This is a genomic window from Pseudomonas fitomaticsae, assembly GCF_021018765.1.
Classification (GTDB): domain Bacteria; phylum Pseudomonadota; class Gammaproteobacteria; order Pseudomonadales; family Pseudomonadaceae; genus Aquipseudomonas; species Aquipseudomonas fitomaticsae.
In genome coordinates, this window is sequence record NZ_CP075567.1 from 2,575,259 (window position 1) to 2,590,421 (window position 15,163).

A 15,163-nucleotide genomic window follows, 5' to 3' on the forward strand; every position below is an offset into this window, starting at 1 on the left:
GGAATATCCCCCGCATTCTCAAGTGACCTGTGTAACTGATTGAGATGGAAGGCAATTTTTTGTGGCATGCGGATTGCTCTCAGGGCTTTAACGAGAATCGTTCCCTGTGAGCACCCACTACGAGGTTTCCGATCATGGTTGGCATTCACCACGCACCGTCCCTGTTGAACTGGCTGCTGTTGCTGGTCTCGATGCTCAGTGTCGAACTGGCCAGCGCCACCGTGCGCTGCGAGCGCAATCTGGTGGCCAATGTGGTCGCCTTCGATCAACCGCTGATGTTCAACCGTCTCGGTGCGCAGAACGTCAACGGTATGATGTACGCGCTGCGCCGCGATGTGGTCGATGACCATGACGTCTCGCTGGCCTATGGCGGCAGCGCGGTGCCGGGCAAGGTGTCGCTGCGTGCGGACAAGCGTCCACGGCCACTGGTGCTGCGGGTGGCTGCCGGTGATTGCCTGACGATCAATCTGCAGAACCTGCTCGATTACCAGGCCAATCCCAACAAGCACTTCGAAGGGCCTGAGGGCGAAGAAGGCGAAGAGGGCATCGAGAACGCCGGCGGTGCGGAAGACTTCAAGGTCGACGAACAGGTCGCCGACCGCCATGTCGGTTTCCAGGTCAACGGCCTGCAAGCGGTGAACAGCATCGACGACATTTCCTCCTACACCGGGCGTAACGCCAACACCCTGGTGCCGCCGGGGGCGAGCCGTTCGTACGTCCTCTACGCCGAGCGCGAAGGGGCGTTTGCCGTCAGCAGCCGTGGCGCGACATTCGGCGGGGAAGGCGCGGCCGGCAACGTCGCCAATGGCCTGTTCGGCCAGGTCGTGGTGGTGCCGAAGTCGGGGCGCACCTATCGCAATACCCTCACCGAAGAAGAAATGCGTCTGGCAACCACCGGCCGCACACCGGCCGGTCACCCGATCGTCGATTATCAGGCCCGCTACCCGCAGCGCGAACCGTGGTTGCGTGAAGGCAAGGCCGGCACGCCGATCATCAGCATGGTCGACGGCAACGAAATCATCTCCAGCGAAAGCGACGCCATCGTCATGGGCAGCAACGCCGATGGCAGTTTTGCGCCCAGCACCTATCCGCTGGAATCGGTGGGCAAACGCAACCCGGCGATCCCCAACCGCCTCGAGCCGTTTCGCGATTTCGCCTCGCAGTTCCAGGACGAAACCGCCGCTACCCAAGCATTCCCCGCCTACTGGGCCGACCCGGTCATGGCCCATGTGCTGGAACCGACCCGGGACTCGTTCATGATCAACTACGGTTCCGGCGGCATGGGCGCTGAAGTGGTCGCCAACCGCCTCGGCGTAGGCCCGATGCACGACTGCCTGTCGTGTGCCTACGAAGAATTTTTCCTCAGCTCGCACACCGTCGGCGACGTGGCGATGCTGGTGGACGTGCCGGCCAACACCGGGCTTGAGAACATCGCTCCCGGCCAGACACCGAGCGCCGATCAGGTCGGCGTCAAGGCCACCATGGCCCTGTATCCGTCGGAGCCGTCGAACGTCAATCACAGCTACATCGGTGACTTCGTCAAATTCCGCAACACCCACAACGGCCACGAGCAGCACATCTTCCACCTGCACGGCCATCAGTGGCTGTTCAACCCCAATGACGACAACTCCGATTACGTCGATGCCCAGGGCATCGGCCCAGGCGCCGGCTATACCTACGAAATCGCCAACGGCGGCTCCGGCAACCGCAACCGGGTGGCCGGTGATGCGATTTATCACTGCCACTTCTACCCGCATTTCGCCCAAGGCATGTGGTCGATGTGGCGGGTGCACGATGTGTTCGAAGAAGGCACCCGGCTGGAAGTCTCGCAACAGGGCGCCGATGGTTATCACAGCGAGCCTTACGCTCTGCGCAGCGGTAAACCGGCCGCCGGTGCCCGCGCCTTGCCGGATGGCGAGATCATTGCCGGCACGCCGATTCCTGCCGTGGTGCCGCTGCCCGGCAAAGCCATGGCCCCGATGCCGGGCAAAGTAGTGGTGGTGCCGAAAATCGGCGAAACCCTGGTCGCCGGTAACGATGACGACGATGAGGAAGAAGAGGGCGATGACGAGGGCGAACACCATGGCGGCAACGGCGGATCGCAAGCCATTGGTTCCCTGGCACTGGTCGATCGCAGCGAAGCCAACCGCAACGCCGACGGCAGCCTGAAAAACCCTGGCTATCCGTTCTGGATCGGCGGCATGGAAAGTTCGGTCGGCCAGCGTCCGCCAACCCCACCGCTGGACATGCTCGACGCGGCCACCGCGCAATCGTTGAAAGCCAGCGGCAAAGCGCTGTGGGCCAATCTTGACCCGAATCAGTCAGGCGGCTGGGACGGCGGCTTGCAGCGTCACGCCCTCGACGGGGTGGCGGCCGGAGGCGAGGCGCACACCGTGACCACCTCGCTGGACTTCTCCAAGGAAGTCACCCGGGCCAAACCGATTTACCTGCCCGAAGAGGGCACGGAAGTGGAACAGGCCGCGATGGCGTTCCACGCAAAAAAGGATCACCCAAGCTTTGCCTTGCTGCCCGGCAATCAGATCGTGGCCAAGGCCTTCCGCACCAACGGCGCCTTGCCGATTGCCGGCGCGCCGTACTACGAACCGTGCATGGACGACCGGCAAAAACGTCTGACCAGCAGCGCCGGCACCGGTGAATTCGCCAGCGGCGACCGGTTGGACGGCATGTCCTTCGTCGGCGCCTCGACCTTCACCGCCGACCGTCCGCGTGTCTACAAGGCCGCCAACATTCAGTTCGACGCGGTTTACAACAAGGTCGGTTATCACTTCCCGCAAGCCCGGATTCTGGCGTTGTGGGAAGACGCGTGGCCGGTGATCACCAAGCAGCGTCCGCCAGAGCCGCTGGTGATGCGCATGAACACCTTCGACTGCGTGCAATACCAGCAAACCAACCTGGTGCCTGCCACCTACGAGATGGACGACTATCAGGTGCGCACCCCGACCGATGTGATCGGCCAGCACATTCACCTGCCGAAGTGGGACCTGACGTCCGCCGACGGTTCTTCCAACGGCTGGAACTACGAGGACGGCGTGCTTTCCCCTGGCGCTGTTCAGGAACGCATTCACGCGATCCGCGAATTCAACCAGTGCGAGGGCACCGATCCGCGCGACGGCACCCAGGCGTGCCCGAAAGCCAAGGCGCATCCGTTCTTTGGCCAGTTCGGGCGCAGTGACTGGATGGGCGCGCGCACGGCCATGCAACGCTGGTTCGTCGACCCGGTGGTCAACGCCAAGGGCGTGGATCGGGGGCTGGGCACCATCTTCACCCACGACCACCTCGGCCCATCGACTCACCAGCAGATCGGGCTGTACGCCACGGTGCTGGCGGAACCGGCCGGTTCCACCTGGTTCCACGCCGAAACCGGCGAGCCTCTGTACAGCGGTGCGCGGCAGGACGGCGGGCCAACTTCATGGCAGGCAGTGATCAACACCGGCGACCTCGACGGCGACGGCAAGAACGACAGCTTCCGTGAGTTCTTCCTCGAATACAGCGACTTCCAGCACGCCTATGAAGCCGGTGTGTACGTGGGCGCCGGCCCCAACGGCGTGCCGAATCCGCAGGCGTTCCCGGCCACCGCCGACAGCTTCCGCTACGCGATCAACCCGCCGGTGCGCAACAACGCCAGCACCCTGCTCGAAGGCGTGCTGGAAGTGCAGGGCGGTCAGGTGCCGGGCTGCCCGAGCCGGCCTTGCCCGCAAGCGATCTCCGTGGATGATCCGGGCATGTTCGTCGTCAACTATCGCAACGAGCCGCTGGCCCTGCGGGTCTACGACCCGAACAAGGTCGGCCCGGACGGCAAGCGCGGCATGCAGGCCGACGGCCTCGGCGGCGATCTGGCGTACGCCATGCAAAGCCGTACCGACCGCGCGATCCCGGCGATGAACCTGGCGCCGAATCTGGTGACGGCTGCCACCGGCCCGACTGGCGGCACCACGCTGTTCCCGCCGCACATCAACAAGGGCGGCAGCGAGCCGGGCGATCCGTTCACCCCGATGCTGCGTACCTACACCGGCGACAACGTGCGTCTGCGGGTACATGCCGGCGGCCACGAGGAAGAGCACAACGTCACCCTGCACGGCGTGAAATGGCTGCAGAGCGGTTCCGGTTTCGGCAACAGCTCCAACTCGGGCTGGCGCGCCTCGCAGATGATCGGCATCTCCGAACAGATGGGCTTCATCGCGCCTGTGTCGATGCTGTCCAGTTCTGCGGCGACCACCGGTGACTATCTGTACTCGATGGACGCTTCGATCGAAGGCTACTGGAGCGGGATCTGGGGCGTGATGCGCAACTACACGGCCAAACGCAATGACCTGTTCGCCATCCCCAACAACCCGAGTCCGGCCGGCATGCGCAACACCGTGGCGTTCGAAGGCAGTTGCCCACGGATCAGCGCCAACCCCAACGGCATCGGCACCCGGCCGACGGTGCAGCGCAATTATGAAGTGGTGGCGGCGCTGGCCAACGACATCCTCGGCAATCCGCTGGGCCTGAGCATCGGCGATTCGGCCGGGCTCGGTCAGCATGTCGGCGGGCCGCTGAATCCGGCGGGCGGCACCCTGGTGCTGAACTCGCGCACGGTGAGCATCCCGCAGGTCACGGTCACTGATCCGGAGGACGGCGAGACCATCACCATTGGTGGCCAGAGCGGACCGCTGCATGATCCGACGGCGATCCTGTACGTGCGCAAATCCGACCTCGATCCGGTCAGCGGCAAGCTCAAACCCGGCATTCCGGTCGAACCGCTGGTGCTGCGCGCAGCGGCCGGGGACTGCATCAACATCACCCTGGAAAACCGTCTGCCGAGCGTGATGCCGGACCTGACCCAGACCGCGGTGATGCAAGGCATGGTCAAGCGCGACCGCAACAGCGGCCTGGGCTCGACCACCTTCAGCAACAACCTGATGCGGCCGTCCAGCCACGTGGGCCTGCACGCCCAACTGCTGGCCTACGACATCACCAAATCCGACGGCACCAACGTCGGCGCCAACCCGACCCAGACCGTACCGCCACGGGTTGGCAGCAGCGGCGCCTACCCGACCCGTACCTATCAGTACTACGCCGGGCACCTGGAGCGTGAAGGCAAACCGGTGACGCAACTGGGCCGCAGTGTCGACAACATCAACGCCACGGCCGTGGAGTTCGGTGGCCTGAACTTCACCCCGGCGGATGTGATCAAGCAACCGCAGAAAGGTCTGGGTGGCGCGATGAGCATCCTGCCGATCGGCGCGACCTGGGTCGACGATGCGCGCAAGGTCAACGCCACGGTCACCGCACCGGGGCAGACGACTTACCGCGACTTCGCGATGGTCTGGCACAAGGCGCTGAACACCCGCTGGGCCAATGGCCGGCCGGTCGAAGGCATCGCTGCCGAGGGCTTCGGTGTGCCGACCGATCCGCAGGACAACTCGAGCATGGCGATCAACTACAAGACCGAACCGCTGTGGTATCGCTTCGGCCTCGCCCCGGATGCGCCGTTCGGCCATGCCGATGGCGCGGGTTACGGCGACATGAGCAACGCCCACATGGCTTACAGCAATGCGCTGGTGGGGGGCGATCCGCAGACGCCGGTGCTGTATGCCAAACCGGGTCAGCCGTTCCGTACGCACATCCTGATGCCGAGCGGCGGCAGTCGCGGCACGACGTTCCAGCTCGACGGGCACGTCTGGTCGCTCAACCCGTTCCAGGCCGAGAAGAGCGACACCGGCGGCTACCCGATGGGCACGCCGGGCGTGGGTTCGGTGCGCTTCGGCTACAACCCGATGTCGATGTACATCGGCGCTCACGAAAGCATCCTGCCGGCGGCGCACTTCAGCTTCATGATCCCGAGCGCCGGGGGCAGCAACGCGATACCGGGGGACTACCTGTTCCGCGATTACGCCGCCTATGGCAACACCTCGGGGCTGTGGGGATTGCTGCGGGTGACCAATGAGCCGGAGCCGGCGCCGCCTGCTCAGTAGGTGCCAATGCGCGACCTGTGGGAACCGGTGAACCCGCTCCCACAGGTGGGGACAGGATTTGTAGGGGAGAGCGACATGAACAGGATCATCAACATCATCGGCGTCTGCCTGCTGGCGATGGCCGGCGCGCTGCTCACGCTGAGCGAGATTGCCCTGGCGCAAACCGGCGCAGGCCAGGTGCTGACCCGCGACGGTGTGTCGGTCGCCTTCGATCTGAAGCCGCTGGCCAGCGACGGTCAGCTGCGTGAAGGGGAGTTCGCCGACGTGCAGTTTCGCGTCACCGACGGCGCGTCCGGCCAGCCGCTGTCCGGCGTGGCACCGGGGGCGTGGATCGATCCGCAAGCCCTTGCCGCCGATCAGGCCCAGGGCCGTGACCAGAGCTGCAAGTCGCGGGTCGGTACGTTCCTCAAGTCCAATATCGGCGCGCGGCCACTGCTCGACCTCAACAGCTATTTCCTGCTGGTGATGAACCGCGATGCCAGCGTTTCGGTGGTTGATCCTTCCGTGTCGGTGGGCGGCATCACCAGCACCCTGGCGCGGATCGAACTCAAGCAATCGCCGATGGACTGGGTCACGCCCAAGGACAACAAAAAGGTCTTCGTGTCGATGCCGACGGCGGGGGAAGTGGCGGTGATCGACAGCGAGCAATTCAAGGTGATCGACTCGGTGGCCGCCGGCAGCCAACCGGTGCGGGTCGCGCTGCAACCGGACGAGCGCCTGCTGTGGGTCGGCAACAACGCGAGCAAGGCTGAAGAGTCCGGAGTCACGGTGATAGACACCCAAAGCCTCAAACCGCTGAAACACCTGGCGACCGGGCGCGGCCACCACGAAATCACCTTCAGCAAGGACAGCCGTTTCGCCTTCGTCAGCAACCGCGACGACGGCACCCTCAGCGTTATCGACATCGCCAGCCTGAGCCTGGTGCAACAGGTCAAGACCGGCTCCAGCCCGTTGTCGGTGGCGTACTCGCCGCTGTCCGGCGCGGTGTACGTGGCCGATGGCAAGGACGGCACCGTCACGGTGATCGACAGCAACAGCCGCGCCGTCCGCCGGGTGATCAAGCTGCAACAGGGCCTCGGCCCGATGGGCTTCAGCGCCGACGGTCGTTTTGGCGTGGTGCTGAACACGGTGGAAAACCGCGCCACAGTCATCGACGCGGCCAACGATTCGGCGATCCATGATCTGGAGGTTTCAGCCGAACCCTATCAAGTGGTGTTCACCCAGGCCTATGCCTACGTGCGCGGACTGGCCTCGCCGAAAGTCACCATGATCAACCTGTCTTCGCTGGGCGAAGGGCGTCAGCCGATTACTCAAGGTTTTGAAGCCGGGCCGCAGCCGCCACGGCTGGCCGGGGATCTGCCGCTGGCGTCGAGCCTCGCCGTATCGCGCGATGACAACGCGGTGTTCGTGGTCAACCCGGTGGACAACACCACCTATTTCTACGCCGAAGGCATGAACGCACCGATGTCCGGTTACCCCAACCGGGGGCAGATCGCCCGCGCCGCGCTGGTGATCGACCGCAGCCTGCGCGAAGTCTCGCCGGGGCTGTACAGCGCCCGGGTCAAGCTGCCGGCGGCGGGGCGCTTCGACGTGGCTTTCCTGCTCAACCAGCCGAACATCATTCATTGCTTCACCGCCCAGGTGGCGTCCGACGGCGCGCCGGAAAAACACCTGGGGGCGGCAAAAGTCGAGTTCCTGCTGGACAAGACCGCCGTGGCCCTCAACGACCCCTACGTGGTGCGCTTTCGCATCGTCCAGGGCAAACAGAAGATCCAGCGCAGCGGCGTGACCGACGTGCAGTTGCGCTACTTCCTCGCGCCGACTTCCCGGCCCCGTGAAGTGGCCGCACGGGAAGTCGCCGACGGCGTGTACGAAGCACCGGTGACTCTCGACCGCAGCGGCGCCTGGTACCTGCATGTGCGCGCGGCCTCGCTGGGTGCCGGTTTCGACGACAAGACATTTGCCAGTGTCCGGGTGCTGCCCGGCCAGACTCAGTGACGAGGAAAAGACCATGAACCGATTCGCATCCCGTGGCCTGCTGACCCTGTGCCTGTTGGCCGTCGGTATCCAGCAAGCCAGCGCCCACTCGGCGGACGAGCATGCCGGGCACACGGCATCGGCCGCCAACAGCCAGGAGCACGCCCAGGTCAAGTTCGCCGACGTGCCGCTGCTCGACCAGAACGGCAAGACCGTGCACCTGGAGCAGGATCTGGTGCACAACAAGATCGTCGTCATGAGTTTCATCTACACGAGTTGCACCACGGTGTGCCCGGTGGTCTCGTCGATCATGGGCAAGGTGCAGAAACAGCTCGGTGCCCGGGTCGGCGCGGAAGTGCAACTGGTGTCGATCAGCATCGATCCGCAGCGTGACGACCCGAAACGTCTGCAGGATTACGCCCGCACCTTCCAGAAAGGCCCGGGCTGGAGCTGGCTCACCGGTTCACCGCAATCGATCACCGCCACCCTCAAGGGCCTCGGCAGTTTCAGCGGCGACTTCAAGAATCACCAGCCGCTGATCCTCGTCGGTGACGGCAACAGTCGCCACTGGACGCGCTATTACGGCTTCACCGACCCGGCCCTGCTGGCCAAGGAAGTCGAGAAACTCAGCGGCCTGCGCACCCACGCCAAACACACCGCGATTGCCATGGAGCAACAACCATGAGAACCCTGGACTGGATCACCCTGACGGTTTGTTTCTGGATTTTCAGCGCGATGGCCCTGGCTCACGAAGGCCACGAACAACCGGCACCAGCAACGACAACGACAACGACCAGCGCTGCGCCCGCACCGGCCAAAGGCACTCACGATGCGAAAACCTGGTTCACCGATACCCCGTTGCTCGACCAGCACGGCGACGTCCAGCGTTTCTACAGCGATGCGCTGCACAACCGCGTGGTGCTGCTCAACGTGATTTTCACCAGCTGCAATGACGCCTGCCCGCTGATCACCCGCAAGCTCAAGGAAGTCCGCGAGCTGCTGGGCGACAAGGCCGACGGCATCACCTTCATTTCCCTTACCAGTGATCCGCTGCGCGACACGCCGGCGGTGCTCAAGGCTTACACCTTGAAGCAGGGTGCCGATGACCCTCACTGGCTTTTCCTCACCGGCGACAAGGCGCAGATGGACCTGGTGCTGGGCCGCATCGGGCAGATCGTGCCGACGCCCGAGCAGCACTCGACTCAGTTGATCGTCGGCGATGTGGCCAACAAACGCTGGAGCAAAATCCGTCCCGACGCTCCGGCCGCCGCCATTGCCCAGCGCTTGCAGCTGCTGACAATGCCCGTGGCCGGCCGCTGAGTCCGCGCCATGAACCTCGGCCGCGTCCTCGCCCTGATCCTGCTCGCTGGCGTCAGCCTCGGCGCGGCCGCGTTGCCGCTGACCGATGAAGAAAGCGCCGGCAAGCGCCTGTACCGCGAAGGCCTGTCCGCCAGCGGCGAGCCGATCATGGCGCGGGTCGGCGCGGCGGACGTATTGCTGCCGGCCACCAGCCTGCCGTGCGCCAACTGCCACGGCGCCGACGGTCTGGGCCGGCCCGAAGGCGGGGTGCGTCCGCCGGAGCTCAACTGGTCGCGGCTGACCAGCATCCACGGTCAGCAACAGATCAATGGCCGCAACTATCCGGCCTACACCGACAGCAGTCTGGCGCGGGTGATCCAGCAGGGCCGCGACCCCGGCAACAATCGCCTCGACCCGAGCATGCCGCGCTTCCTGCTGTCGATGAAGGATCAGCGCAACCTCACGGCGTACCTCAAGCGCCTGGCCGATGACCGCGATCCGGGGCTCGATGACCAGACCTTGCATTTGGGCACCTTGCTGCCCAGCCAGGGACCGCTGGCCGAGGAGGGCGCCACCATCGCGGCGGTGCTCAACGGCAGCGTCGCGCGGATCAATCAGGCCGGCGGCATTCACGGTCGGCAGTTGCGCCTGACCGTGGCCGATCCCGGTCCGGATCGCGCCAGCGCCGAACAGGCCCTGCAACGGCTGATCGAGGAGGAGAAAGTCTTCGCCCTGATCGCGCCGCTGGCTCCGGCGCTGGACAGCGAACTGGCGCCGCGTCTGGAACAGTCCGGCGTGCCGCTGATTGGGGCGATGTCGCTGCTCGGCCCGGTGCAGGCCAGTCCGCAGATTTTCGAACCGCTGCCGGGCCTGCGCGAGCAACTGATCGCCCTGGCCGAGTACGCCACCGCCAGTTTGCGAGTGCTGCAAGGGCCGACGCTGATTGCCTATCCCGATGACCCGGCCCAGGTGCTGGCGGCGCAGACCCTCGGCCGCTATCTGCAGGACCACGGCTGGCAAAAAGTCCATTTGCAGGCCTACGACCCGACGGCGGACAGCTTGCCGCTGGGCTCGCGCTCGGTGTTCTACCTGGGCAGCGGCGGTGGTTTCAGCCGGCTGGCGACCGGGTTGCAGAATGCAGGGCAGGTGCCGTACCTGTTTGCCGCATCGAGCCAGGTGGCGGGGGATCTGCTGCAAGTGCCGGAGGTTTTTTCCCGGCGGGTGTTTCTGGCGTATCCGTTCGTGCCCAGCGACTGGACCCAGGCCGGGCGTATGGCGCTGACGCTGTTGCGCGAGCATCAAGGCCTCGGCGCCCAGCACGCGGTGCTGCAAGTTGGCGCCTACGCCTCGATGCTGTTGTTCAGCGAAGGCATGAAGCAGGCCGGCCGCGACGCCAGCCGCGAAAAACTGGTGGCGGCCCTCGAAGGCCTGCACGACTTCGACACCGGCCTGACCCCGCGCCTGAGTTTCGGCCCCGGCCGACGATCAGGCCTGAGCGGGGCGCATGTGGTGACCGTTGATTTGCCCGACCAGCGTTTTTATCTGGTCGCTCCCTACAAACCGATTATTGCCACGCCCTGACCGGAGGCCCTGATCATGAAGCTCAAAACCCTGTGTTGGCTGCTGACAGGCTGGTTGTCGGTGGCGCTGGCGAACAATGAGCCGGTGGCCGCCCGGGTCAATGGCGAGGCGATTTCCGAGTTTCGCCTGGAACGCTTTTTCGCCGAGTACTTGGAAGATCAGGGCCGCGCCGTGGCGAGCATCCGCAACCCCAAGGCCTATAAACAACTGCGTCAGGCCGCGCTGGACACGCTGATCGACAAGGAACTGCTCTGGCAGGAATCGCGCAAGCGCGGGGTGAAAATTGATGAGCAAGCCGTGCGCGAACAGGTTGAGCAGACCCGCACCGCCATCGGCGGCACCGACAAATTCCTCCAGCGTTTGCAGGACGCCGGTTTCGACGAAGCCTCGTTCACCGAGTACACCCACCGCGAACTGGCGGCGCAGCGGATGTTTGCCGAGCTGACCCAGGTCCAGGCCCCGGACGAGCAAACGGTGCGGGCGTTTTTTGCAGAACACCGCGCTGAAATGGGCGCGCCGGAGCAGGTGCAGGCCCGGCACATTCTGATCAAGGTTGCCGACGATGCCGATGCCGCCACGGTTGAAGCGGCACGACTACGCTTGATGCAGATGCATGCCGCTATCGCAGGGGGGCAAACCTTTGCTAGCGTCGCTCAATCGGGATCGGAAGATGTCACCGCCAGCCAGGGCGGGGACCTGGGGTATTTCGCCCGTGGGCAAATGGTGCCGGCGTTTGAAGCGGCGGCGTTTGCCCTCAAGCCTGGCGAAGTCAGTACGGCGGTGCGCACACCGTTCGGCTGGCATTTGATTTTTGTCGAGAACCACAAGGAGGCGGCCGATGTCCCAGAGGAGCAAGGGCTGGAAACAGTCAGGGCGTACCTCGCCCGACAGCAACAGACCCAGGCTCGTCGTCAGGTGCTCGCGCAGTTACGGGCAGAGAACAGGATCGAACGAATTGACGACGATTGAAGGTTCCCCCCCAATAGTGGGGAATGGCTTCGATGCCCATTCAGGTGCTTCCCCGTTTCTGGGGAACGGGGTACCGGGACGAGCGGGCATTTCCATTCAATTCAAGGACATGAAGACAAAAATTTACCGGCACTCAGCCTGGCATGAAGTGTGCGTTACCTCTTGTGAGGCGCACTCCAGCAGGTTCGGGTCATTGAATTTCAATTGCCGGCACTTGAGGTTTCAGGGAGTCCACCTTGGTTAACAAAGTACTGGTTGTCGAAGACGAACAGCTGCTTGCACAGAACCTTCAGGATTATCTGTCGGCGCAAGGGCTGGAAGTCCGGATTGCACATGACGGCGCAGACGGGATCGGCCAGGCCGAGACTTTCGCCCCCGACGTGCTGGTGTTCGATTACCGCTTGCCCGATATGGAAGGGTTCGAGGTGCTCGACGCGGTCCGCCAGAACAGGACGTGTCATTTCGTGCTGATAACGGGTCACCCGACCGCTGAAGTCTGTGAGCGGGCGCGGCAACTGGGGGTCAGTCACATCCTGTTCAAACCGTTTCCACTGGCGGAACTGGCCCGAGCTGTCTGCGACCTTCTGGGGATCCAGCGCGAAGCGAAACCCGGTGCGAGCCCATCCGAAGGCTTCGTCGAACGACGCCAGAGCAGGACCGAGAGCTTCCCGTTGCAGTTGTACGATGGCAGTTGGGTGCTGGCGGACCGCCGACGAAACAGGTCGGAGGCCATGGCACCGGACGACGATCAAATGCTCACCGGGGAGTAATGGCGCGATAGACGTTCCGGCACTCGCCGAACTCGCCTCCCGCGCCGTCAGGGCCTCAAGCCCCGGGTGTTGGAGAGCAAGCCATGGATCGTCTGTCCGTTGTCGTCGAACCGCTGTCGGTCAACCCTCCACAGGAGGCACAGACCCCGCCACGCTTTTCCAGTGAGCAATTGGCCCAGGCCCGGGCACGGGCCACCACGTCCGGGGAACGGGTGCTCGATGCGCTGGCCGTGCTTTGTGAGCTGGCGCCGATGCCGTTCATTGCCAGCCTCGGCGCCACCCTGCATTACCCGGTGCTCGACACCGACGCCCTGTTTCTGGCGACCCCGGTGTTCGACCGGGTCACCCTCGCACAATGCCTCAAACGTGAATTCATCCTGCTACGGCACAACGACGAAGTCATCGGTGTGTTCGCCGACCCCTTCGACACGTCGCGTCTGGCCTGGATCGACGAATGCCTGCATGGCGCGCCGCTGTATCTGGTGCACGCCGACGACCTGAAAGCCTATCTGGCCCGCCACGAAGAAAGCTTCCACGCCGTCGAATCGCTCAACGCCCAGGCTGATGCCGGCAGCGAGACCGACACCCTGCAAAGCCTGTCGCTGACCAGCATCAGCGAAGACTCGAGCGTGGTGGTGAAACTGGTCAACTCGACCTTGTACGACGCGCTGAAAATGCACGCCAGCGACATCCACCTCGGCACCACCGGCCAGGGCCTGGTGATCAAATACCGGATCGACGGCGTGCTGAACAACATCGGCAAGATCCAGGGCAGCGAGTTCGCCGAGCAGGTGATCTCGCGGGTCAAGGTCATGGCCGAACTGGACATCGGCGAAAAACGCGTGCCCCAGGACGGTCGCTTCAAGATCGGCATCAGCGGCCGGCAGATCGACTTCCGTGTTTCGATCATGCCAAGCATCTTCGGCGAAGACGCGGTGCTGCGGGTGCTGGACAAACAGGACCTGGCCGACAAGGTCTGCGGCGTGCAACTGCAAGCGCTGGGCTTTGAAGACGAAACCCTGCGCCAGTTGCGCCGCCTGGCCGCCGAACCCTACGGCATGGTGCTGGTGACCGGCCCCACCGGCAGCGGCAAGACCACCACGCTGTACGCGATGATCACCGAGATCAACCACGGCGTGGACAAGATCATCACCATCGAAGACCCGGTGGAATATCAGCTTCCGGGAGTGCTGCAAATCCCGGTCAACGAGAAGAAGGGCCTGACCTTCGCCCGTGGCCTGCGCTCGATCCTGCGCCACGACCCGGACAAGATCATGGTCGGCGAGATCCGCGACCCGGACACCGCGCAGATCGCCGTGCAATCGGCGCTCACCGGTCACCTGGTGTTCACCACCATTCACGCCAACAACGTGTTCGACGTGATCGGCCGCTTCACCCAAATGGAAATCGACCCCTACAGCCTGGTCTCGGCGCTCAACGCGATTCTCGCCCAGCGCCTGATCCGGCTGGTGTGCAGCAGTTGCAGCACGCCGGTCAACCCTAGCGATGAAGAGCTGCGCGCTTCGGGCCTCGACCCACAGAAAGTCGATCACTACCACTTCGTCCACGGCAAGGGCTGCGGCCACTGCCGGGGCAGCGGCTATCGCGGCCGCACGGCAATTGCCGAGCTGCTGCACCTGGACGACGAACTGCGGCAGATGATCGTCGAGCGCCAACCCATCACCCAGATCAAAGCCCTGGCCTGCGCCCGTGGTTTGCGCCTGTTGCGCGAATCGGCGCTGGAGCTGGTGGAGCACGGTCGGACCACGCTGGAGGAGATCAATCGTGTCACTTTTATCGCGTGATCAATTTATCGCCGTGCTCGGCGCCAGCGGTGTCGGCCTCGGCCAGCGCCGGGGCAGCGACACCCTGTGGCTGGGCAGCGTCGGCTACATCGACGAAAGCTTCCAGAGCTACGCGGTGGCGCTGGACACCCTCGACCGTCTGCTCGGCGAACACACCCGCGCCGGCGCCGAGCTGAGCGTGGTGATCTCCGGTCACTTCAGCCGCTTCTGCCTGGTACCCTGGAGCGAGCAGATCAGCAGCCCTGAAGAACTGCGCGGCTTCGCCCAACTGTGCTTTGAAGACCTGTTCGGCGCACCGACCCAACCGTGGAGCCTGGTGCTGTCGGCCGAACCCGCCGGGCATGACCGGATCGCCAGCGCCTTGCCGCAGGACTTGCTGGAACGCCTGCGTACGCTTGTCAGCGGTCGCGGCCTGCGCCTGCGCTCGGTGCAACCGTACCTGATGACCGCGTTCAATCGCTTCGACAAAAGCCTCGACGCCGGCGACTTCCTGTTCATCGTCGCCGAACCGCAACGCAGCGTGTTGTTGTTGGCAAGGGAAGGGCGCTGGTCGTCGGTGCGTTCGGTGGGCGGCAGCGACAGCGACGCGGCACTCAGTGCACTGATCGGTCGCGAACGGCAGCTGCAAGCCTCCACCAGCGAACGCGCCTTCAACGTTTATCTGCACGCCCCGGCACGCCTCGATGCGCAACCGGATGTGGCGGGGGTGCACCTGCGCACCCTCGAAGACGACTCGATGACCGTGCGTGACGCCTTGTACGTCATGTCCCGGGCGGTGGCCTGA

9 protein-coding genes are annotated in these 15,163 nt (G+C 64.4%); all 9 read left to right on the top strand.

The genetic code is table 11. The features are described 5' to 3' along the window. The first annotated feature begins 134 nt into the window (after positions 1-134). The 9 genes from mnxG to KJY40_RS11780 all read left to right on the top strand — a co-directional run bounded on the left by mnxG (position 135) and on the right by KJY40_RS11780 (position 15,163). A complete protein-coding gene (mnxG, locus tag KJY40_RS11740; RefSeq protein ID WP_321576989.1) occupies positions 135-5,978 on the top strand; it encodes a manganese-oxidizing multicopper oxidase MnxG in 5,844 nt (1,947 codons plus the stop codon). A gap of 75 nt (positions 5,979-6,053) precedes the next feature. Next, positions 6,054-7,976: a YncE family protein gene (locus KJY40_RS11745; protein WP_230736957.1), complete on the top strand. Its 1,923-nt coding sequence runs from the start codon at positions 6,054-6,056 to the stop codon at positions 7,974-7,976. Between the two features lie 13 nt (positions 7,977-7,989). Then, complete coding sequence (locus KJY40_RS11750; RefSeq protein ID WP_230736959.1) at positions 7,990-8,640, top strand: SCO family protein; 651 nt, start codon at positions 7,990-7,992, stop codon at positions 8,638-8,640. Further along, a complete protein-coding gene (locus KJY40_RS11755; RefSeq protein WP_007956115.1) occupies positions 8,637-9,275 on the top strand; it encodes an SCO family protein in 639 nt (212 codons plus the stop codon). Before KJY40_RS11750 ends, KJY40_RS11755 begins: the two co-directional genes overlap by 4 nt. A gap of 9 nt (positions 9,276-9,284) precedes the next feature. Continuing rightward, positions 9,285-10,835, top strand: coding sequence for a cytochrome c/ABC transporter substrate-binding protein (locus tag KJY40_RS11760; RefSeq protein WP_230736961.1), 1,551 nt, complete (start codon positions 9,285-9,287; stop codon positions 10,833-10,835). Positions 10,836-10,850: 15 nt separating this feature from the next. After that, the gene (locus tag KJY40_RS11765) at positions 10,851-11,804 is read left to right on the top strand and encodes a peptidylprolyl isomerase (RefSeq protein WP_230736963.1); all 954 of its coding nucleotides are present in this window, start codon (positions 10,851-10,853) and stop codon (positions 11,802-11,804) included. Between the two features lie 236 nt (positions 11,805-12,040). Continuing rightward, a complete protein-coding gene (locus KJY40_RS11770; RefSeq protein ID WP_085607714.1) occupies positions 12,041-12,574 on the top strand; it encodes a response regulator in 534 nt (177 codons plus the stop codon). Positions 12,575-12,657: 83 nt separating this feature from the next. Beyond that, entirely contained in the window at positions 12,658-14,379 is a 1,722-nt protein-coding gene (locus tag KJY40_RS11775) for a GspE/PulE family protein (RefSeq protein WP_230736965.1), read from the top strand. Then, a complete protein-coding gene (locus tag KJY40_RS11780) occupies positions 14,360-15,163 on the top strand; it encodes a hypothetical protein (protein ID WP_230736967.1) in 804 nt (267 codons plus the stop codon). The genes KJY40_RS11775 and KJY40_RS11780 overlap by 20 nt, the downstream gene beginning before the upstream one ends.